At 52.8% G+C, this 20,210-nt stretch carries 19 protein-coding genes; 3 read left to right on the top strand and 16 right to left on the bottom strand.

Going from position 1 to position 20,210, the window contains the following annotated elements; all coding sequences use genetic code 11:
* Window positions 1-49: 49 nt before the first annotated feature.
* Window positions 50-634 (top strand): TetR/AcrR family transcriptional regulator, encoded by a 585-nt coding sequence (locus PJE062_RS11415; protein WP_208982262.1) that lies wholly within the window; start codon window positions 50-52, stop codon window positions 632-634.
* A 7-nt stretch (window positions 635-641) separates the two neighbouring features.
* Here PJE062_RS11415 and PJE062_RS11420 read toward each other — a convergent pair whose 3' ends face one another.
* Complete coding sequence (locus PJE062_RS11420) at window positions 642-1,442, bottom strand: carboxylesterase (RefSeq protein ID WP_008549293.1); 801 nt, start codon at window positions 1,440-1,442, stop codon at window positions 642-644.
* A 255-nt stretch (window positions 1,443-1,697) separates the two neighbouring features.
* On the opposite strand from PJE062_RS11420, the gene eat reads away from it, so the two are divergent.
* Window positions 1,698-3,017 carry an ethanolamine permease gene (gene eat / locus PJE062_RS11425; RefSeq protein WP_008549212.1) on the top strand — a complete coding sequence of 440 codons (1,320 nt, stop codon included), beginning with the start codon at window positions 1,698-1,700 and terminating at the stop codon, window positions 3,015-3,017.
* 6 nt (window positions 3,018-3,023) lie between these two features.
* Here eat and PJE062_RS11430 read toward each other — a convergent pair whose 3' ends face one another.
* The 11 genes from PJE062_RS11430 to PJE062_RS11480 all read right to left on the bottom strand — a co-directional run bounded on the left by PJE062_RS11430 (window position 3,024) and on the right by PJE062_RS11480 (window position 15,713).
* Window positions 3,024-3,857 (bottom strand): methyltransferase domain-containing protein, encoded by an 834-nt coding sequence (locus tag PJE062_RS11430; protein ID WP_008549042.1) that lies wholly within the window; start codon window positions 3,855-3,857, stop codon window positions 3,024-3,026.
* Window positions 3,858-4,350: 493 nt separating this feature from the next.
* A complete protein-coding gene (locus PJE062_RS11435; protein ID WP_008549069.1) occupies window positions 4,351-4,863 on the bottom strand; it encodes an invasion associated locus B family protein in 513 nt (170 codons plus the stop codon).
* A gap of 14 nt (window positions 4,864-4,877) precedes the next feature.
* Window positions 4,878-5,789: a YadA-like family protein gene (locus PJE062_RS11440; RefSeq protein ID WP_008549366.1), complete on the bottom strand. Its 912-nt coding sequence runs from the start codon at window positions 5,787-5,789 to the stop codon at window positions 4,878-4,880.
* A 582-nt stretch (window positions 5,790-6,371) separates the two neighbouring features.
* Window positions 6,372-6,962 carry a cytochrome c3 family protein gene (locus tag PJE062_RS11445; protein WP_008549330.1) on the bottom strand — a complete coding sequence of 197 codons (591 nt, stop codon included), beginning with the start codon at window positions 6,960-6,962 and terminating at the stop codon, window positions 6,372-6,374.
* A gap of 11 nt (window positions 6,963-6,973) precedes the next feature.
* On the bottom strand, window positions 6,974-7,435 hold the full coding sequence (locus PJE062_RS11450; protein WP_008549041.1) for a nitrate reductase cytochrome c-type subunit: 462 nt from the start codon (window positions 7,433-7,435) through the stop codon (window positions 6,974-6,976).
* 8 nt (window positions 7,436-7,443) lie between these two features.
* Window positions 7,444-9,942 (bottom strand): nitrate reductase catalytic subunit NapA, encoded by a 2,499-nt coding sequence (gene napA / locus PJE062_RS11455; protein WP_008548986.1) that lies wholly within the window; start codon window positions 9,940-9,942, stop codon window positions 7,444-7,446.
* Entirely contained in the window at window positions 9,939-10,277 is a 339-nt protein-coding gene (locus PJE062_RS11460) for a chaperone NapD (protein ID WP_008549174.1), read from the bottom strand. The genes napA and PJE062_RS11460 overlap by 4 nt, the downstream gene beginning before the upstream one ends.
* Window positions 10,270-10,788, bottom strand: coding sequence for a ferredoxin-type protein NapF (locus tag PJE062_RS11465; protein ID WP_008549417.1), 519 nt, complete (start codon window positions 10,786-10,788; stop codon window positions 10,270-10,272). The genes PJE062_RS11460 and PJE062_RS11465 overlap by 8 nt, the downstream gene beginning before the upstream one ends.
* Before the next feature lie 9 nt (window positions 10,789-10,797).
* Window positions 10,798-10,977, bottom strand: coding sequence for a periplasmic nitrate reductase, NapE protein (locus PJE062_RS11470; RefSeq protein ID WP_008548957.1), 180 nt, complete (start codon window positions 10,975-10,977; stop codon window positions 10,798-10,800).
* A gap of 371 nt (window positions 10,978-11,348) precedes the next feature.
* Window positions 11,349-14,579: an efflux RND transporter permease subunit gene (locus PJE062_RS11475; RefSeq protein WP_008549159.1), complete on the bottom strand. Its 3,231-nt coding sequence runs from the start codon at window positions 14,577-14,579 to the stop codon at window positions 11,349-11,351.
* A gap of 3 nt (window positions 14,580-14,582) precedes the next feature.
* On the bottom strand, window positions 14,583-15,713 hold the full coding sequence (locus PJE062_RS11480; protein ID WP_008549399.1) for an efflux RND transporter periplasmic adaptor subunit: 1,131 nt from the start codon (window positions 15,711-15,713) through the stop codon (window positions 14,583-14,585).
* Between the two features lie 179 nt (window positions 15,714-15,892).
* Between PJE062_RS11480 and PJE062_RS11485 the strand changes: the two genes are divergently transcribed.
* A complete protein-coding gene (locus PJE062_RS11485; RefSeq protein ID WP_008549059.1) occupies window positions 15,893-16,462 on the top strand; it encodes a TetR/AcrR family transcriptional regulator in 570 nt (189 codons plus the stop codon).
* 26 nt (window positions 16,463-16,488) lie between these two features.
* Here the strand turns inward: PJE062_RS11485 and PJE062_RS11490 are convergent, their stop codons facing one another.
* The 4 genes from PJE062_RS11490 to PJE062_RS11505 form a co-directional block, all read right to left on the bottom strand.
* Complete coding sequence (locus PJE062_RS11490) at window positions 16,489-16,935, bottom strand: PaaI family thioesterase (RefSeq protein WP_008548893.1); 447 nt, start codon at window positions 16,933-16,935, stop codon at window positions 16,489-16,491.
* Between the two features lie 74 nt (window positions 16,936-17,009).
* Complete coding sequence (locus PJE062_RS11495) at window positions 17,010-17,507, bottom strand: invasion associated locus B family protein (protein ID WP_208982264.1); 498 nt, start codon at window positions 17,505-17,507, stop codon at window positions 17,010-17,012.
* Between the two features lie 17 nt (window positions 17,508-17,524).
* Window positions 17,525-18,730, bottom strand: a complete 1,206-nt coding sequence (locus tag PJE062_RS11500) for a YadA C-terminal domain-containing protein (protein ID WP_008549340.1) — start codon at window positions 18,728-18,730, stop codon at window positions 17,525-17,527.
* A gap of 555 nt (window positions 18,731-19,285) precedes the next feature.
* The gene (locus PJE062_RS11505; RefSeq protein WP_008548940.1) at window positions 19,286-20,179 is read right to left on the bottom strand and encodes a sugar kinase; all 894 of its coding nucleotides are present in this window, start codon (window positions 20,177-20,179) and stop codon (window positions 19,286-19,288) included.
* Between the last annotated feature and the right edge of the window lie 31 nt (window positions 20,180-20,210).

The following is a 20,210-nucleotide window of genomic DNA, read 5'->3' on the forward strand; positions in this document are numbered from 1 at the left end:
TTATGCTATGTGGCAAGATGTTAGGTGCGGATGGGCGTGGGAAGCGGCTGTGGGGCGTAAGAGCTTAAAGGTAGAGAACACCAACCGGATCCTCGATGCTTTTGAGCGATGCATTGAGGCCTACGGCTTGCGCGGTGCGACGCTGGAAGTGGTTGCCAAACAGGCGGAGATGGACCGGCGCATGGTGCTTCACTATGTCGGCAAGCGTGAGGCCTTGGTGGCTGCGTTAGTGGAGCGGATTGTTGCCCGCTTTGAAGAAAACGCACTGGACTTTCTGCGAGATCAGCAAAGTGAGGATCTGCAAAGCGTTCTGCTGGAGTATCTGTTCAGCTCAGAGTTCAACACACACCCAAGCACGCGACTGGTCGCAGCTTTACTGCCAGAAGCCTTGCATGATGAGCAGATCCGGCCTGCGGTGAAATCCATTTATGATGCCTTCCACCAAAGCGTCGCGGGCTTCCTTCGTGAGATTGCTCCGCAAGCAGACGAAAACCGTTTGGAGCACACGGCATTCCAGATCATGTCACTCTCATTCGGTGGCGGCTGGATGACCAACATCGGCTTCCAGCCAGCTCTGACTGAGGCAAACAAGGCATTGGCGAAGACGTTGTTAGCCGACCTTGCCGCCTCTTGAGGTAGGATCAGTTCTTCTCCAGCTCTTCTGTTTGCGGAACGATGTTGTTCTCCGCAACCCATTGATCAAACTCGCGCATTGTGTTCTTGAGCTCTTTGCCCACCATCATCACGTGGTCGGAGTCCGGCAGAACCACAAGCTTGCCGTTCTTTTTGTAGCGGTTGGCGGTGACGCGGGCGATGCGCGGGGCGACGACGCGGTCTTTGGCGCCGCCGAGGATGAGGACGGGGGCGGTGATTGCATCCACATCCACCCAGGAGGATCGCTGCGGATCAAGGAACCAGAAGCCCATATCCATGTAGGCGCGGCCAGATTCCAGCTTGAGGGAATAGAAGAACTCTTTCGCCTTTTCTTCGGTCTGCTCGTTGACCACGGACCAGCGGAACTCCTCCCAATGTGGGTAGAGTGGTTTGCGCCAGAAACCCCATTGCAGGAAGTGCTTGTAAAACGTGCGCAGCATGGATGGGTAGAACGGGAACATACCCCAAGCAGGTGCCGGAGAAAGCAGCAGAAGGCCTTTGTTTTCAACGCGCGCAGCCACAAGCTGAGCCAGCAGACCACCCATGGAAACCCCGCCAATAATTGGCGGCTCGTCAAGCGTTTTCACGAAGTCCACCAGATCGTTCACGTAGTCCATCAGCCGTACTGTGCCCAGTTTGAGAGCCCCTTCCCAAACAGGCAAATCATGATAGCGCAGAATAGGTGTGTGCACGGTGTAGCCGCGTGCTTCCAGCTCTGCGCGCATCTCATCCCAGTTGCTGGCATGCCCCCATGTGCCATGGATGAGAACTATCTCTTTCTTAGCCATCTCTTCGCCCCTCCCAGTGCAAAGGTCTTCCCATCAAGCTTAGCTTATGCTGATGCCTTTCCCAACAGGCAGAGCGTCGTATAATAGATTCCCTATAGTGGGAATTTATGCAGAAATGATGAGAAGGGTCAATAATACGCCAACTGATGCTAATGGTGCAGTCCGAGAGAATTGGCGGGTGTCATGCATTGGCTGGGACGGAGTAAGCTGATGCTGTTCGGCTGATTTCAGCGTTTGTGGCAGGCTTCATTCTCAATGAAAGATAGCGAGACTTCTCAGCTTCAAAAAGGAGCAGCAGGCTGGTTTTTACTGGCAACGCTTGGGGTTTCCTATGTGATTTCGGGCAGTTTCGCGGGATGGAACTTTGGGTTCGCGGTGACAAGCTGGTTCGGCATGATGATCGCCGTGGCGCTGATGGGGCTCATGTATTTCTGCCTCGTCCTGTGCCTTGCGGAAATGTCTGCGGCTTTGCCGAGTGCTGCGGGTGGTTACCGGATATCGCGGAAGGTTATGGGTGATACCGGAGGCTTTGCGACAGCACTTGCGGTTTTGCTGGAATACTCCATCGCACCAGCAGCCATTGTAATCTTCATCGGTCAATATCTTGAGGCGCTGCTGGGGATCAATGGACCCGTCGTCTACGCCGTGTTCTATCTCCTGTTTATCGGAGTGCATCTGCTTGGCGTGGGCGAAGCCCTGCGGTTTATGCTGGTGGTGACAGCCTTTGCGGTGCTTGCCATCGCGATCACTCTGATCACCCTCGGCCCACACTTCAGCCTCGCCAATCTGGTGGTCGCTGACAGCACTGAACCGGCACAACAGAATCTTCTCGCGTTTGATGCGGTGTCCGTTTGGACGGCGTTTCCGTTTGCGATGTGGCTGTTTCTGGCTGTGGAGGGGGTTCCGTTGGCAGCTGAGGAAGCCAAAGACCCTGCCGTTGATCTACCGCGTGGGATTATCGGGGCAATGCTCTTTCTGCTGATGAGCGCGTTTCTGATTGTCGTGCTCGTGCCCGGTGCCGCGACTTCTGAAGAGGTCGGCTATTATGGCGCCCCACTGGTGGATGCAATGAAGCATGTGCTGGGAGAGGACTCTGTTCTGGCAGACTTCGTCAATCTGGTTGGGCTTGCCGGTTTGATTGCCTCCTTCTTCTCCATCATCTTTGGTTACAGCCGTCTGGTCTTTGCCATGTCGCGAGAAGGGTATCTGCCCCGCTTCATGTCTGCAATCAGCTCGCGAAAAGTGCCGCACTGGGCGCTGATCATTCCCGGCATAATCGGGTTCATTTGCTCGCTGACGGGGAAGGGCGAACTGATGATCAACATCGCGGTCATTGGTGCGACGCTCTCTTATGCGCTGCAAAGTGTCAGCTATATTTTGCTGAAGCGAAATCATGCTGACTTACATCGGCCTTACAGTGCACCGGGTGGACAGAAGACGGCCTATGTCACGCTGGCACTCTCTCTTTTGGCGCTTACATCCTGCTTTGCGTATGACGTTGGCGCAGCCTTGATTGCACTGGGGCTGATGGGGCTGGGTGTTGGCTATTACGTTGTGCTGGGCAGGTGGGCTTAGTACGGGTTACGCCACTGGCTTGGAACCGTAGAGCTTGATGGTTTTCACAGTGCCGGAGAGCTCGTTCACGGCTTTGGTCAGCATCACCTCTCTGGAAAGACCCAGATGCTTGGAGAGTTCATCCAGAGCGACCGGCAGTTCTTCCTCAATCAACTGCTTCAATGCAGCATCCTCATAAGTCATGCGGTCGAGTATTTTCAAGTCTGTGAGCCCGGCCTGATGAGCAAGCTCAAGATAATCCGCTTCAGACACGGCGCCCGAAATGCAGGCGGAGAGAAGGTCCTGATGCAAATGCATCCAGTCAGGCAACGCCTCCGCAATCATGTCGGAAATCATGAGATGCCCACCGGGTTTGAGCACCCGATAAACTTCCGCAAACACCGCAGCTTTGTCAGCGGACAGGTTGATCACGCAGTTTGAGATGATCCAGTCTATGGAGCTGTCAGGGAAGGGGAGGTCTTCTATAACACCCTGATGCAGCTCGATGTTTTGAAGGCCGTACTTGTCGCAATTGGTTCTGGCCTGCGCGATCATATCTTCACTGACATCGATACCGATCACTTTGCCTGATGGCCCGGTCTTCTCTGCGGCAAGGATCAGATCAAGCCCTGCGCCAGATCCTAAATCCAGCACTGTCTCTCCCTCTTTAATCTGAGAAAATGCCAGTGGGTTGCCGCAACCAAAGCTGGAACCAAGTAGGTCCTCGGAGATTTCTTGAGCATCGTAATCCGGCGCAAGAACCTGCTGAAAGGTGTTCCTGCCTTTCGCGTCTGCAAGCTTCTCCGCATAGAACGCTTCGATGCTCGCGACATGAGCTGATTTTGCTTTGTGGCCGGTCATTGCATCACCTTCCTGATGAGGTGGTAACTCTGCTTTGGTTTGGTGCTCGGGTACTGAACTAATCTTAGTTTGCGCAATGGTGAGCGGGCAAACGCCAAGCAATGTTAGGCAAAAGGAAGCGTTAAACACCGATGAGATCCACTCGGGGAATGCACTAAGCAGTTTGTGCGGGAGAGGATCGGGGGACGCGATGACATCCCCGGCTTGATAGGCTCTTTCCAGCCACTTCCTTATGAAGCAGCAGCGCGTGTCAGTCCGCGCAATCGGAGAATTAGGCACTCCGATCGTAGCAAGGCCTGGTAAGGAGGTGGTAGTTGCGTGAGAGTTGAACTCAAGTTCAGCATGAAAAAGGCTCGGAAAAGATTGACCATCCGCCTCCGAGCCCTCTTCAAAATCACATGACGGGAGTGGGGGGCGAGAGCCTCCCATTCCTATCTTCCTCAATATAAACCTCAAAGCTTAAGGCTTCAACCACGGGTCTTGGCAGGCAAAATCAGCCAGATGTCTCGTCCGGCAGCAGCACTGCCATGCGTTTGGTGAACTCATCCCAGCTGCGGGTAAAGCCGATCAGGGAGTAGTTCAGCGCCAGCTTTTTGCGGTCGCTCGATTTGGTGACCACAATGGACATGGCTTTGCCGCGTTTGAGGAAGTTGACGATAGCCTTGTTGGCGTTGAAGGCGGCCTCGCACCCATTTGGCTGACAGGTGATCAGCTTTGCGTCGAACAAGGCATCATCATCAATACCAATCTGGATCCCACTGGGAATGTGAATTCCGAGCGGCAGCTTGAGAATGGCGGCGTAAACATCCTTATCAAGTTTGCGAAACATGATGGAGTTGATGAGAGCGCCGTTATCAAGCCGGATCTCAGCGTAGACTTCGCACAAGTCGCTGCTGCATTTGACAGACCAGTCCTCTTCATTGGAAGGCTCAGTGGTGCTGTACGCGCTTGCACCCTGAAGGAAAAAGAGAAGTGCCGCTGTCAGCAGGGTCCAGATCGGTTTCATGATCTACATCCTCGTTAGAAGGAGAAGCCCAGACCAGCGCCAGCAGTGACGTTGTTGCTGAAGTCTGTTGCCACAGATGCAGTGACAGCCATGTTTTCGGTTGGCAGGAAGGCAACCTTCAGAGCAGAAGCGCCTTTGCCTTTGAAGTGACCAAAACCGCCGGACACGGAGAAGCCATGCTTGCCACCCTGAAGGACTGGTGCGTTTGCAATCGCAACTGCCATGGCCACACCGCTGCGCAGTTCATCAACATCGTTCTCCAGTGACACGATGCGATCGGTGTTGGAGGAGATGTTTGCAGCGTTGGTCGCGATGTTGGTGGTGTTCTGACCTATTGCTGAGGTGTTGGCAGTGATACGCCCAGTGTTCTTCGAGATGTTTTCCTTGTTCACACCGATCTGGGAGGTATTAGACGTGATGTTAGTTGTGTTCTGGTTGATGGACTTCAGATTTGCAGTAATTGCATCCTTGTTATCTTTGATGTCGTCAACGTTGGTTTTAATGTTGCCAGCATTGAGTACTGTTGCTTTTGTATTGTCAGCGATATCACTTACGTTTGTGTCGATACGCAGCTTTTCTGCATCAAGTGCGCTTTGATCAGCTTTGTCATCAAGCGCGCTCTGATCAGCTTTGCCGTTGATCTTTGTTGCGAGTGCAGGACTCAGGTCAATCTCGTTAACCTTTGCGTTGATCTTGTCCTGAAGAGCATCGCTCAGCTCGGATTCATTAATATCACTTATGGTTGCAGTGATACCTGTTGCAGTACCTGTCTGACCGGAAGTTGCGGAACCATCCGCCAGCCCCCCGTTTACGGAGCCACCGGTGGTGGTTACGGTACCGTCAGATACAGTGATATTAGCGGCGTGAGCGGTGCTCATGCCTGCGATGAGGGCCACGGCAGTAGCGGAAAGCTTCAATGCGTTCATCTTCTTATGTCCTTTCAGATGGGTGTAGCTCGCGTGCACGTCACCCGTTCCAAATTCTGTCAGGCGCGGCGTGTCGCTTGCCGGTCTGAACTGAAGACGAGTTTATTAGTTCCGCAAAATCAATGACTTGCAGATGTTAAATGTTCTAATATTCTCGATTTCCCAGAAGCATATGGCGCTGGTATTTTACCGGAGTGTCAAAAAGCACTTGCGTGAAACTGGGGAGGTTCCCTAAGGACATGGGAAGTAACCCTAGGGTGAAATTATCAAGAAAAATTCAGGAAGATCTTGCAAAGGTTAATATTTGTAAACATTCGCAAAATGGCTGGAAATGAGGTGACTCTGGGGTATTTTTCAGAAAATTCTGAGATGAGTGATTTTCTTATAATTTTAATTGATAAAATTTGGGAATAGGTGTGGACAAGAAAAACCCCGCGGTTTCAAACCGCAGGGTTCTTGGATCTGAGCTGGTGGCAGGTCCCGGAAATTGCCACGTGCACTTGCACTTCACGCTTTGATGTCCGGTTATGTTGCCAGAGCTGTTTGAGGTGTTTGACCGTAACCAATCAAACAACCGTGCTCTTAGTGACCTTCTTTCAGCAGGCTCAGATCAGGTAGCTTGTGTGCGATGCCTTTGTGGCAGTCGATACAGGTCTTCTCGCCAGTCACGAGGAATTTCTCGTGCTGTTCAGAAGCCCTCACACTCTGACGTGTAAAGTCCATGGACTCTTCACTGTGACAGTTACGGCACTCGAGGGAGTCGTTGGCTTTGAAGCGGGCCCACTCGTGGCTTGCCAGCTCAAGACGCTTGCTCTCGAATTTCTCTGGAGTGCTGATTGTGCCAAAGATTTTGCCGTAAACTTCCTTGGATGCCTGGATCTTACGGGCAACCTTGGATGTCCAGTTGTGAGGCACGTGACAATCAGGGCAAGTCGCACGCACACCAGACCGGTTGGTATAGTGAATGGTGGTCTTGAGTTCCTGATAGACAGTGTTTTCCATCTCGTGACAGCCAATACAGAATTCTTCTGTGTTGGTGACCTCTAGGGCGGTGTTGAAACCACCCCAGAAGATGATGCCGGCGACAAACCCGCCAAGTGTCAGAAAGCCAAGGCTGTAATGAACACTAGGTTTGCTGATGATCTGCCAGAACCGTTTGATAATTGAAATCATGCCTGGCGCTCCTACTTCTTAGCTTCGCCTTTGAGCACTTCATCAACGTCAACGAATGTGTTCTCAACCAAAGGCTTGGATTCGGTCTGAGGCACGTGACACTGGGTGCAGAAGAAGCGGCGAGGGGATACAGACGCCAGGAACTGGTTATCACGGTTCATGAAGTGCGTGATAGAGATCATTGGAGCCTGAGACTGCTCAATCGCTTTACGGCTGTGGCAGGTCATGCATTTGTTCAGACGCTTATCGATCTGGTAGCCGTCGATCTTGTGAGGGATCAGAGGTGGCTGCTCAGGGTAGTTACGCACCTGACGTTCGTCGCTGTTCACGACTTTCGGGATACGCGGTGCGGCATCCTGAGTCAGGATGTCCGCGTTGCGCAGTTCGTTGATGGAGTCAGCTGCGAAAGAGCTTGCTCCACCGAGGACTGAAAGTGCAAAGAGGCTTGCTACAACAAGTTTCAGAAGTTTCATGGCGTACCTCACACGGCTACGATCTTGACCGCGCACTTCTTGAAGTCGGTCTGTTTAGAAAGTGGATCGGTTGCATCCAGAGTCACCTTGTTGATGAGCTGGCTTGCATCGAAGAACGGTACAAACACGAGGCCTTTTGGCGGCTTGTTACGGCCACGGGTCTCAATGCGGGTGGTGATTTCGCCACGGCGGGAGATCACGCGCACTTCAGAACCACGACGTAGGCCTTTTGCTTTCGCATCATCCGGGTGCATGTAGCACAGAGCGTCTGGAACAGCTTTGTACAGCTCAGGTACGCGCTGGGTCATGGTGCCGGTGTGCCAGTGTTCGATCACACGACCGGTGCAGAGCCAGAAATCGTACTCTTCATCAGGCATTTCCGGTGGTGCTTCGTAAGGCAGTGCGAAGATGCGAGCCTTACCGTCTTTATGACCGTAGAACTCGTAGCCTTTGCCCTTGCCAACGTACGGATCAGAACCTTCGCGGAAGCGCCACTGGGTTTCTTTGCCGTTTACGACAGGCCAGCGCAGACCGCGCTCCTGATGGTAAGTGTCGAAGTCTGCCAGATCGTGCGCTTTGCCGCGACCGAATGTGGCGTATTCTTCGAACAGGCCTTTCTGAATGTAGAAACCGAAGTCTTTTGCTTCCTGGTTCTCGTAATCAGGGTTCAGCTGAGACACTGGGAACTTGTCAACCTGACCGTTTGCGAACAGGACGTCGAACAGTGTCTTACCGCGGTATTCTGGTGCTTTTTCAAGCAGTTCTTCTGGCCATACGTCTTCAACTTTGAAGCGCTTGGAGAATTCAACGGTCTGCCAAAGGTCAGACTTTGCTTCACCTGGTGCGTTTACCAGCTGGTTCCAGAACTGGGTACGACGCTCAGCGTTACCGTATGCGCCTTCTTTTTCCACCCACATAGCGGTTGGGAGGATCAAGTCAGCTGCCATTGCAGAAACGGTTGGATATGGATCAGAAACCACGACGAAGTTTTCTGGGTTTCTCCAACCTGGGTAGATCTCTTCAACAACGTTCGGACCAGCCTGCATGTTGTTGGTGACTTGGGTCCAGTAGAAGTTCAGCTTGCCGTCTTTAAGCATACGGGACTGCAGAACAGCGTGGTAACCAGGCTTTGCAGGAATAGTACCTTCTGGCAGTTTCCAGATTTTCTCTGCAATTTCACGGTGTTTAGGGTTCTTCACAACCATGTCTGCTGGCAGACGGTGTGCGAAGGTACCAACTTCACGTGCAGTACCACAAGCAGATGGCTGACCAGTCAGAGAGAATGGACCACAACCTGGCTTGGAGATTTTACCGGTGAGCAGGTGGATGTTGTAGAACATCTGGTTGACCCAAACACCGCGGGTGTGCTGGTTCGCACCCATGGTCCAGAGGGACATAACCTTCTTGTTTGGATCAGCGTAAAGCTTCGCCAGTTCCAGCAAGCGGCTTGCAGGAACACCAGACATCTTCTCAGCGTATTCGAGAGTGTATGGCTTAACAAACTCAGCATACTCTTCGAAGGAGATCTCTTTAGAACCGCCTGCTTTGTCTGCGTTTTTAGCAGCTTTCTGCAGCGGGTGCTCAGGGCGCAGACCGTAACCGATGTCCTGGTTGCCAAGACGGAAGTTGGTGTGCTTGCTGACGAAGTCCATGTCCACGGCTTCGTTCTCGATGATGTAGTTTGCGATGAAGTTCGCAATCACGAGATCGGTCTGTGGGGTGAAGACCATTGGGATGTCAGCAAGGTCGAAGCTGCGGTGTTCGTAAGTAGACAGAACAGCAACTTTAACATCCGGGTTGGACAGGCGACGGTCAGTCAGACGGGTCCACAGAACCGGGTGCATTTCTGCCATGTTGGAACCCCAGAGCACGAATGCGTCTGCGTTCTCAAAGTCGTCATAGCAGCCCATTGGCTCATCGATGCCGAAGGTACGCATGAATGCGCCCACAGCAGAAGCCATGCAGTGACGTGCGTTCGGGTCAATGGTGTTGGAGCGGAAGCCGGCTTTCCAGAGCTTTGCAGCTGCGTAGCCTTCCCAAACAGTCCACTGGCCTGAGCCGAACATGCCTACAGAGTAAGGGCCGTTCTTTTTGATCGCTTCTTTGGCTTTGTCAGCCATGATGTCGAAAGCTTCATCCCAAGATACTGGTGTGAACTCGCCTTCTTTGTCGTACTTGCCGTCTTTCTTACGCAGCAGTGGCTGCTCAAGACGGTCCTTGCCGTACATGATCTTGGAAAGGAAGTAGCCTTTCACGCAGTTCAAACCGCGGTTTACCGGGCTCTTCGCGTCACCATGTGTTGCAACAACGCGGCCGCCTTTGGTTGCCACCATGATGGAACAACCGGTGCCGCAGAAACGACAAGCAGCTTTAGACCATTTCAGGTCGGTTTTGCTGGAGTCGGTAACAAGGTTAGACGCTTGTGCCGGAAGGCTTGCCCCGGCCGCGGCTGCTGCAGCTGCAACGGCCTGCGCCTTGATGACAGCGCGTCTTGTTAGTTTAATCATGAGCAAGTCCCCTCGGGTTGAATGTCACCCTGATCAGAAATCACAATTGAATTGAGGTCGGTGGTGTCGGTCTGATGGAAAATGAGTGATGCGGTGATCACGTGATCCATTTTCTGGATCTCGGTCAGCGCATTGGCGATGTCGCGCTCGCTCGTGGTTTCCAACGTCACGATAATCTTTTCGGTGTCAGGCACATCCGCGATCTCAGCAGAAGGCATCTGTTCGATGGCCGCGCAAACCTGGTCCCGCTTTTCCGGGATTGCCTGGATCAGCACACTGGAAATGTGCCAGACCCCGGCAGGTTCTTCGCGCTCAACGGCTGTTGCATTACGCATTTGCTAAGCTTTCCTGGCTCGTGTTGCTTTGGTCGTTCAAACTGATGGCATCCACTGGGCAGGCCACGAGGCAAGCGCCGCAACCGCTGCACTGGTCTGCGTCCAGTTGGATCTGTCCTGCTGGTGGTGTGCGCAGGTCAAACCGGAGAGCTCTTGGGTCACAGCAGTCAGTGCAGGTCCGGCAGGAAACGCCTTTCTGCAGCAAGCAGGCCTCTTGCTTTAAGTCTGCTGTAAGTCTCCAGGGTGCTTCTGAAAGGTCGAAGAGACCGTCTTCAGGGCACGCTTTTGCGCACTCTTCACAAAATGTGCATTCGCCAACACCAGGTTTCAGAAATGGCCGGTTATCATCGCTGAACAGAATGCCTTCCGGGCAGGCTTTGACGCATTCAAAGCAACCGGTGCATTTGTCTTCAATCCGCTGTTCGCTGGTCCATGGCGGACGAAACGGGTTCGCCACTTCTGGTTTAGCGCTTAAACGGGTAAAGAATGCTCTGCGAGAAAGATTGGCCACTGTCACCTCTTAGAATGATGGTGGGCCAAGCAGGATCTGCGACATCCAGATAAGGAAACCATATCCGGCAACCGCTGCAGTCATCAGAACTGGAGCCAGGACAACTGCCAGCAACAAGAATGCTGCGCGCTCGCGACCTTTGCTCACTTCTGGAGTGGTAGTCTGGGTGTTTTGGCTTATGCCAGCCATTTGCGTACTCCGGTCTAACAGCTGCTTTTGGCAGCTATTGATTGGAGCAGACACCGTTACGTTATACGTGCCCGCTCGTACGCGCAGGAACCTAGATGAATTGTAAAAAGCACAAATTGAGTGCAATCAATTTTGAATTAGTAGATTTTTTCTCTTTGATATTCCGCAATATATAAGTGCATGATGCATTTCTAATGTACAATCTATATTAGCACATTCAAATATAGTGAAGTTTAACCTTTGAGAAATCGCTAATATATACTTAGCGGCGAAATTCTGCGGATTCACAGTGGGTTAAATAGCAGATTTCCTAGGGTAAGTCCTTAACAAAAAACGGCCTCCGCTAGGGGAGGCCGTATCGTAAGGTTCATTTAGGCTTTTTCTAGAGGGAAACCCTCAGGTTTTATATCTCCGTTATTCTTTGGGGATTTTTCTAAAATCGCCTGCTTTTCCTCAGCCTCACGGGCCTCTTTTCGCTCCATTTGCGCATATTCCAATGCCTTATCGCGTTTGCCGAAGAAAAAGACGCGAATATCTTCTGCTATGGCGACAAGTACTGGAATCAGGATCAAAGTAATAAGCGTCCCGAAAATCTCCCCGTAAGCCAGAGAGACAGCAGCCGGGATCAGGTACATGGCCTGCTCGGAGGTTTCGCTCATCAGCGGCATCAGACCAGCGACAGTTGTCGCCGTTGTCAGGAAGATCGCCTGGAAGCGATCCATGCCGCTGCGCTCCGTCGCCTCGATATGCTCGACACCCTCCTCACGCAGATGAAGGTAGTGAGTAACCATGACGAGGGAGTCGTTGACGATTACACCGATCAGCGCCAGCAAGCCGAAGATCGACATCATGCTGAACGGGATGCCGATGATGGCGTGGCCCAATATGGCTCCGACAACACCGAATGGCACCACGGACATAATGATCAGCGGCTTGAAGTAGGACTTCAGCGGGATCGCCAACAGCACAAAGATGAGGAAACAGGTGATGATCAGGGCGCGGTTCATGTTGCCTTTCACTTCACCCATTTCCTCCAGTTCGCCACCCTGCTTAATTTTCACGCCGGGATACTTCTGTTGTAGTTGGGGCACAACGGAGGTGAAGATATCCTGACCCAGCTCAGCAGGAGCAACGATCTGTTTATTGATGTCAGCTTCGATGGTGGCGACCTGATCGCCGTTTCTGCGGTACACGAACCCAGGCACATATCGTGCCTCGATGTTGGCGACAGATTGCAGAGTGACCCAATCCCCGTTTGCGCTGCGCAAGCGGGATTGCAGCAGGTCCTCAATGGCGTCACGGGCGTCCAGCGTGTTGCGGACAATGACGCGAACCTCTGAGTTGCCACGCTGGATACGCTGAGCCTCACCGCCACCAAACTGATTGGCGACCTGACTGGCGAGCCGCTCAGCGGTAAAGCCGAGATGGCGTGCTTCAGGTTTCACTGTGAGACGCAGTTCAGGTTGGCCTGCCTTAAAGGTGTCACGCAAGTTGCTGACACCGGCACGTTTGCCAAGCTGTTCCATCAGCTCCGCACTTGCCAGCTTCAGTTGCTCTGCGTCTTCGCCAAGCAGACGGATCTTGAAACCGCCACCGATCTCTTCAAAGCCCGAGAAGGTGAGTTTGGAAACACCTTCCAAAGTACCGGTACGGTCCTGCCATTCACGCAGAATATCTGCTGTCTTGGCTTCTCCGCGTTCCTCCAGAGGGCGCAGCTCTGCGTAGATGGTCGCATTGGTGCTGTCTGAAACAATGCGGAAGATGTTCTGGATGACACCACCCACGTCCGGCTGTTCCTCGGCATATCGCCGATCTACCGCATGGGCCATGTCTTCGATCAGCGTGATGTTGCTCTGTGTCAGATTGAACGGAGCCCGCGGATCCATTTCCATGTTCACCACGATGTACTGTCCCGGAATTTCCGGGAAGAATACCGAGTGGATCTTACCCTTCCACATGAGACCGAATACGAGCGCTGCCACAGCAATGAAGCCAACCAGAACAGCATAGCGCTGGCGGATCGCCCATTTGAGGGTAGGGAAATAGATGGTGTCACGGAACCAGAACAAGCCGCCACGTGCCACACCCTGCACCTTGCCCCAGGACCGGGAGAAGATGTTTTGCTTCTTCTCTTCCAACGAGATGTAAGCAAGGTGTGCTGGCAGAATGAACTTACTCTCAAACAACGAGAACAGCAGCGCCAGAATGACAATGCCGGAGAAGCTGCCAAGGATCTTGCCGAGCTCGCTCTTCATCAGCAGCATCGGGAAGAAGGCCGCCGTTGTTGTCAGCACACCGAAGATGGTGGCAACGGCTACTTTATGTACGCCCGCAGCCGTTCCCTTCAACGGGTTCGCATAGCGCTTGCGTTGTTCAAAAACGCTTTCCCCCACGACCACGGCATCATCCACGAGGATACCGAGGGCAATGATGAGGCCGAACGTGGTGATGTCGTTGAGCGAATAGTCGATCCACCCCGTGGTGGCCACAGCAAACGCACCAGCCAGCGAGATCGGAATCCCCATCGCAACCCAGAAGGCCAGCTTCATGTTGAGGAACAGCGACAACATCAGTAGCACAAGTGCCAGACCCTGCAGGGCGTTGGAGCTGAGAAGGCTGAGACGATCCTCAATGTAATCACTGGAGTTGCCCCAGACATCCACCTTTACACCGCTTGGCAGTGTGCTGCGGAAGTCCGCGATGATGCTCTTCACATCCTCAGAGACATTAATAAGGTTGTCTTTGCGGCCAATCAGAACTTCCAGCCCGACAGATTCTTTGCCGTTGAAGCGGGCTTCCATATCAATGTCAGCAAACGCATCTTCTACGGTGGCGATATCGCCCAGAGTTGTCGTGGTGCCATCTTCCCATTCGATGATCGGAATACGCTCGAAGTCTGCTTTATAATAGGCCTGACTGTCAGCGCGCAAAGAGATGTAGCCGCCCTCGGTCTTCAGCGTACCACCCGGGAAGTAAAGCGATGACGCACGGATGCGGTTCATCACCTGCTCAGGCGTCAGGTTCAGGCGTTCAAGCGTATACGGCTCCAGCCCGATCTTGATTTGCTCGGTCTGCAGACCCCACTGTTTCAGGCGGGACACTTCCGGGCTGGCCAGCAGCTTGTTGCGCAGTTGGCGTGCAATGCGCTGCAAGGTTTTGAAATCAGCATCCCCATAGACCTGCACAAACATGGCAGGCATATCCATGCTCTCTTTTTCAATAACAGGCCGTTCGGCTTTCTTCGGCAGATTGTAGATGCCGTCCACTTTCAGACGAATATCATCCAGCAGCGTGCTGAGCTTGGTGTCGCTGGTCTTCTTGACAGAAACAGTTGAGAGCCCCGGCTGCGAGAGTGAGCTGATGTGTTTGACACCCGCCAACCCTTCAAGCGCCTTCTCCACCTTGCGCGTGATCTGCTTATCAACCTGCTCAGTGTAACCATTGGGCAGGACAGTGGTGATCGTCACCGTATCCGCTGGCAGCTTTGGGAAGCCTTCAATGCGGATGTTCATAAGAGAGGACACCCCGACAAGCAGGATGAATGCCATTATGAGATTGGCAGCGACCGGATTTCGGATGAACCAGTTTGTGAGCCAGGTCATGGGTTAGTGCCCCGCTGGTGTTGGGGCGACATGCTGGCCCGGCAGGAATGCAGCCATTGGCAACTTAACAACGCGTTTTTCACCTAAACCGCGCAAAACTTCGGGCATTTGAACGATGATGTCTGTGTCATCGCGGAAAACAACGTTGGCCTCAAAGCGCTGCAGCTCATCTTTATTGTTCAGAAACCAGATGAAGCCTTCTTGTGTCAGTGCTGTTGCTGGCAACTTCAGGCTGTCTTGAACTGTGCGACTTTGCAGCTCAACGGTGACGAACTCACCCGGCAGAATGGAGGTTTCAGGCGTGTTGACCACTTCCAGAAAAAGCTGATACCTGCGGGATTTAGGATCAAGGAACCCACCGCCACGCTGGATTTTAGCAAGGCCAACCATCTCTTTGCTGGAGTTGTAGATCTTAGCCGGAAACTCCTGCCACGCTTTCTCCAGCAGGTCCCACTGGTCTTTATCCAGCGAAACAGTGATGTCCAGCTGCTCAGCGTCTAACAGAGTGAAGAGCGTGTCACCCACTGAAATGCTTTGGCCGATGCTGACATGGCGTTTGGTCACAAAACCGCTGAACGGAGCTTTGATGGTGGTCGCGTTCACATCGTACTGAGCGACTTTCACCTTCTGAACCGCAGCTTCCAGCGCTTTTTCGGCAACGCGCAACTCAGGAATGTGCACGGCCATTTCCGGCGGCTCTTCCTTCGGGTTCACAGCACGCCAGTTCTTCAACGCAAGAATGTGCTTGTTCTGCTTCTTCTTCAGATTGAACTCGGCGGTAGACTGCTGGTATCTGGCGTCTTCCAGCTGGGCTTCGTAAGTGTGCTTCTCCAGCTGTGCCATGGCTTCGCCTTTGGCAACCTTCTTGCCCTCTAATGCCTGGGGAGCCACTGAGAGCAACTTGCCAGAGACCTGTGCTTTCAGATCAGCCGTCCAGCGCGGGCGAACTTCCGCAAAAACAGAGATATGGCCGGTATTGTCGTTTGCCTGTGCGGCCACATAGCTGACAACCGGCAGCGCAACTTCTTTTTCTTCAATATCGACATCACTTGTGTCTTCGAGCGAAAGAACATAGGTACCAACAGCTCCCAGCAGCACCAGTGCTGCTGACAACCACACAATCCGCTTGGACATTCAGTGCTCCTGAGCAATAGGTTAAATGAGGCAGATTTCAGAGTTTGTTGAAGGCCTATGAAATGACCGGTTATCGCTGAGTGAACGCCTCGTGATCACGCAGATCTTGATTTATGAGACGAGTGTGTATCATAATGTTTATATGTGAGACAAGTATGTCTCATAAAATGAGGGTAAAAATGTTGTTGCGTGATAAAAGGGCTGTTAAGTCCCGCAGTGCCTTGATTGAAGCCGGACTGGCAGAACTGCCTGTAAATCCAACGGCTTCTCTCACGGAAATAGCGGAGATTGCCGGAATTGGCCGTGCCACGCTTTACAGACACTTTGCTTCTCGTGAAGCGCTGGTTGAGGAAATTCTGGCGGTTAGCTTTGATGATTTGGTCAACGCGTTGATGCCGATGGAGAATGAAAACCTCCGCGGCAAAAAAGCCATGCTGCGTGCTGTGGAACTGATGATGCCGCTGGCCAACAAGCTGCGCTTCCTCTCTACTTTCTGGGTGGAAGGAGAACGCGTTCTGAGCAAAGACCCTCGCTATGCGATGATGGAAAACGAGACCATCCTGGCCATTGAGCAAGCCAAGGAAGATGGTGACATCCGCAAAGATATGCCGACGCGGTGGGTGATGAACACCTACGACATGCTCATCTTCACTGCGTGGGATATGAACGCCAGAGGAGAGGCCAGCATTGAGGAAGTCACACGGTTGCTGGCAACCACGTTCTTTGAAGGGGTGAGCCCTAAGTCCTGACAGCTCAGGCGAGCCGCTTCATGCGCTCACGCATCATCAAGCCGCGCTTCTCTTTGCGGCGCGCGCTTGAATGGGCCGGTTGCAGTGGCAATCAGCTGGTTCTTCTCATCAAACAGCTCTGCTTCAGCAAACAGGGTAGATTTACCGCCACCAACCACTTTGCTTTTGGCCACCAACCGCTTGCAGATTGCTGGGGCGACGAAGTTGACGGTGAGAGACAGCGTCACAAACGGCTGCTTTCCTGTCGGATCAACAGATGCACTGCATGAGGCTCCGCAAGCGTTGTCCAGCAACATGGTCACGATTGCTCCGTGAACCACCCCACTGCGGTTGGCGTACTTCGCATCGATATCCAATGCACAAATCGCCGTACCTTCTTCTGGAAACAACTCCAGCTCATACCCAATAAACCGCTGAAACTCGGTCTCGTCGCGAATGGAAATGGATTTATCGGTGTTGAATGAGTATGTCACAGCAGCCTAGTTCCCCTCAGGTCCTAGGCTTATCAGTAGCTTACTCTCTCTCAGAAATCCATTTGACCATCCGGCTACGGCATCAGGATTTCCATGCGTTTGTGGAACTCGTTCCAGTTGCGGGTGAAACCCATCAAAGAGTAGTTGAGGGCTAACTGCTTTCTGTCGCCTGCCTTGCGCACGAGGATGGACATCTTCTCACCGCGCTTGAGGAAGTCGACGACCGTCTGGTTCGCAGTAAAGGCAGCTTCGCAGCCATCTGGATTGCAGGTGATCAGCTTGGCCTGAATAATGGCGGCCTGATCAATGCCGATGTTGATGCCGCTTGGGATGTGAATGCCTAACGGCAGTTTTACAATGCCGGCGTAAGTGGTCGCGTTGAGCTTGCGGAAGGCGATGTTGTTGAACAGCGTTCCGTTTTGCAGGCGGATCTCGGCATACATCTGGCATTGCTGCCGGCTGCATTGCACGGACCATTCTTCTTTCGCTTGAGCGGCGGAAGGAGCGAGAAGACCCCCGCCATGAAAAACCATGGCGAAGGCGACGCAGAGAAATGTGAGAAGTCGGCTCATTTGCCTCTCCTGCTAAATTAGAATGAGAAACCCAGACCAGCACCGGCTGCGACGTTGTCATCAAAGTCGGTTGCGACAGAAGCGGTGATTGCCATGTTATCCATCGGCATGAACGCAGCTTTCATGGAACCCGCAGATTTGCCTTTGAAGTGACCAAAGCCGCCTGAGAGGGAGAGGCCGTTGTAGCCGCCCTGAATGATTGGCGCGTTGGCAATTGCGATCGCCATGGCGACACCTGCTTGCAGCTCATCGACATCTTCTTCCAGTGAGACAATGCGGGAGCTGTTGTTGGCGATAGCATCGCTGTTGGCTGTGATCCGCTCTGCATTGCTGTTCACAGCGGCAACAACACTGTTGCGTGCTGTTCCGGTGAAGGAGGAGTTCAGATCAGCCAGTGAACCAACTTTTTCGTTCAGCTTGGTGACTGCGGAAACCACGGTGGTGTCTGCCGGTGTTGGAGCCTGAAGATCGCTTGGCAGTGTGCTGATGTCGCCGATCTTGGCATCAACCGCGTTGAAAGAAGCCAGAATACCGTTCGCCAGGCCTTCGCCATTTGCCAGCGCCTGAGCGGTTGCGCGGCCAGATGCATTGGCACCGTTTGCGGTGGTGAATACGCTATAGTCTTCATGCGGCTGTTGCTCGGTCGTGTAATCGCCGACAGCAGTACCAAGTGCAGCCAGATCAGCAGCCATATCAGCCGGCAGTGCGCCACTGGTGAAATCAGCAGCTACCGGATTAGCCGGGGCATCCATGGTGATCTTTTCACCGGCAGCTGCTTTAGCTTCCACGTGATCCAGATAGGCTTTCCATTCGGTCTTGGCTGTCGTTCCGTCTTTCAGCGCACCTTCAATCGCACGAACATCTTCAACCGGCGTTCCAGTTGCATTTTTCAGCGGGTCTTTCACTGCATCCGAGATCGCTGCAGGGGCTGTTGTCTGAACAGTGCCGAACAGTTTTTCAAAATCGCTGATGGTCTGAGCGTTGTTTGCGATATTCGCGGCGTTGCCGTTGATCTCGTTTGCAAAGATGCGGTCTACATTCGCACTCTCGGTAATTTCGGTTGGTGTGGTTTCGTCATAGGCCGTGGTAGCGTTGTCGGAGGAGCCTGTGTAATGGGTCACCACATCGCTGCCGTCAGTGGTGATGGTAATTGTGCCCGCGTGTGCCATGCCTGCACTCGCCAATAACGCGATGAATGCACATGAGTATTTAAGATGAGTCATAGTATAAACCCTGTTTTAAACAATAGAAACTGAGTTAAATACTGCCGCCAGAACCTGTTGAGTTGGCATGCAGAAATTGTTCTGTCGCGTCAGGCGAGCAGTTTGTGATATGCAATTTGTGTTCGTGTGAAAGAAGCTCGTGATCAGTCGGCTTCATCATGTGCTTACTTATATTCTCAGGATCTGGCGAAGAATATTAGTGAAACAAAGCCAATATTATTTAGGGCTATTGTATTTAAGGAATAAGAAGCCCGAGATTTCTTGAATCTCAGTGGTATCATCTTGCGGGAAATCTACGCCTTCAAAGGCTTTCCCTCGTTTATGGTCCGCCTGAATCGAGGGGGTATAGCTGACAGTGGGTGGCTTGGAATAACGCTGCTCAGCAAAAGCGCGGTTTGAGAAAATAAAAACCCCGCCTCATGGAGAGACGGGGCTTTTTGAGTGTGCGAGCGCCACATGAACATGTGCCCGATGTGGGGCCTATTATTGTTATTGTTCGTTCTTATTGTTTTTATTTGGCTCTAAATGGCCTCACCAATGGCAAAGCCGCTTAGATTAGTCGCCCGCAGGAAAGTTTTTCTGCACGTTGTCCAGATCAAGGACGGTTGGCAGAGAGGCCTCGTTGCCGAGGAACTGAATGGCGTGTGCGGAAGCCGCACGAGCCAGTTTGAAATGGTCTTCCCAGGTGCCCTGAGGATCTGCCAAGTAGCCGTAAACATAAGCACCGTGGAAGGTATCACCCGCACCGTTGGTGTCGAGGACGCGTTCCTTTGGAACGTTCAGAGCAGGCAAGCGCTTGATTGGGCACTTGTCTTCGTACCACAGCAGGCCTTCTTCACCCTGTGTGACACCACCCACCTTCACGCCTTTGGCACGCAGGTACTCAAGGGTGTCTTCCGGTGATTTGCCAAGCTGCTCGCAGAACAGTTCGGAGACGATCGCTACATCAATGTAGTCGAGCAGTTCTTCGGTGTTCTCACGAACGGCACCACCATCCAGAGAGGTGAGGATACCGTGCTTACGGCATAGCTTTGCGTAGTGCAGAGCAGCATGTGGGATGTGACCATCCACGTGCAATGCCTGACAGCCAGCAAGGTTCAGTTCTGGGAACGGATGCAGGAAGTCGTTGTCACGGCAGCGTACGATGGCACGTTTGCCGTCTTTTGGCATGATGAAGGAAAGGGAACTTTCCTTCACCTTAGCACCGTGGATCGGAATGGAATACTTGGCTGCCATGTCGCGGAACATGCGGGACAGCCAATCATCTGCCATGGAGCACAGCAGATCTGGGGCGATGCCCAGTTTTGCGCAGACGAAGGCTGCAGTTACAGCGTTGCCACCAAAGCTGACAGCGTAATCCTGCGCAATTGCCTTTTCATCACCTTCCGGCATGGTTTCTGATAAAAAGGTAACGTCAATATAGGACTGGCCAATAAATAGCGCTTTCATCCTGTACTCCATTAAAGTCCGGGCCACACCC

This window comes from Pseudovibrio sp. JE062 (assembly GCF_000156235.1).
Taxonomy (GTDB): domain Bacteria; phylum Pseudomonadota; class Alphaproteobacteria; order Rhizobiales; family Stappiaceae; genus Pseudovibrio.

Coding starts and splice junctions, on each gene's coding strand:
- PJE062_RS11420 (WP_008549293.1), bottom strand. CDS start 1,442: ATGGCTAAGAAAGAGATAGTTCTCATCCATGGCACATGGGGGCATGCC.
- eat (WP_008549212.1), top strand. CDS start 1,698: ATGAAAGATAGCGAGACTTCTCAGCTTCAAAAAGGAGCAGCAGGCTGG.
- PJE062_RS11430 (WP_008549042.1), bottom strand. CDS start 3,857: ATGACCGGCCACAAAGCAAAATCAGCTCATGTCGCGAGCATCGAAGCG.
- PJE062_RS11435 (WP_008549069.1), bottom strand. CDS start 4,863: ATGAAACCGATCTGGACCCTGCTGACAGCGGCACTTCTCTTTTTCCTT.
- PJE062_RS11440 (WP_008549366.1), bottom strand. CDS start 5,789: ATGAACGCATTGAAGCTTTCCGCTACTGCCGTGGCCCTCATCGCAGGC.
- PJE062_RS11445 (WP_008549330.1), bottom strand. CDS start 6,962: ATGATTTCAATTATCAAACGGTTCTGGCAGATCATCAGCAAACCTAGT.
- PJE062_RS11450 (WP_008549041.1), bottom strand. CDS start 7,435: ATGAAACTTCTGAAACTTGTTGTAGCAAGCCTCTTTGCACTTTCAGTC.
- napA (WP_008548986.1), bottom strand. CDS start 9,942: ATGATTAAACTAACAAGACGCGCTGTCATCAAGGCGCAGGCCGTTGCA.
- PJE062_RS11460 (WP_008549174.1), bottom strand. CDS start 10,277: ATGCGTAATGCAACAGCCGTTGAGCGCGAAGAACCTGCCGGGGTCTGG.
- PJE062_RS11470 (WP_008548957.1), bottom strand. CDS start 10,977: ATGGCTGGCATAAGCCAAAACACCCAGACTACCACTCCAGAAGTGAGC.
- PJE062_RS11475 (WP_008549159.1), bottom strand. CDS start 14,579: ATGACCTGGCTCACAAACTGGTTCATCCGAAATCCGGTCGCTGCCAAT.
- PJE062_RS11480 (WP_008549399.1), bottom strand. CDS start 15,713: ATGTCCAAGCGGATTGTGTGGTTGTCAGCAGCACTGGTGCTGCTGGGA.
- PJE062_RS11485 (WP_008549059.1), top strand. CDS start 15,893: ATGTTGTTGCGTGATAAAAGGGCTGTTAAGTCCCGCAGTGCCTTGATT.
- PJE062_RS11495 (WP_208982264.1), bottom strand. CDS start 17,507: ATGAGCCGACTTCTCACATTTCTCTGCGTCGCCTTCGCCATGGTTTTT.
- PJE062_RS11500 (WP_008549340.1), bottom strand. CDS start 18,730: ATGACTCATCTTAAATACTCATGTGCATTCATCGCGTTATTGGCGAGT.
- PJE062_RS11505 (WP_008548940.1), bottom strand. CDS start 20,179: ATGAAAGCGCTATTTATTGGCCAGTCCTATATTGACGTTACCTTTTTA.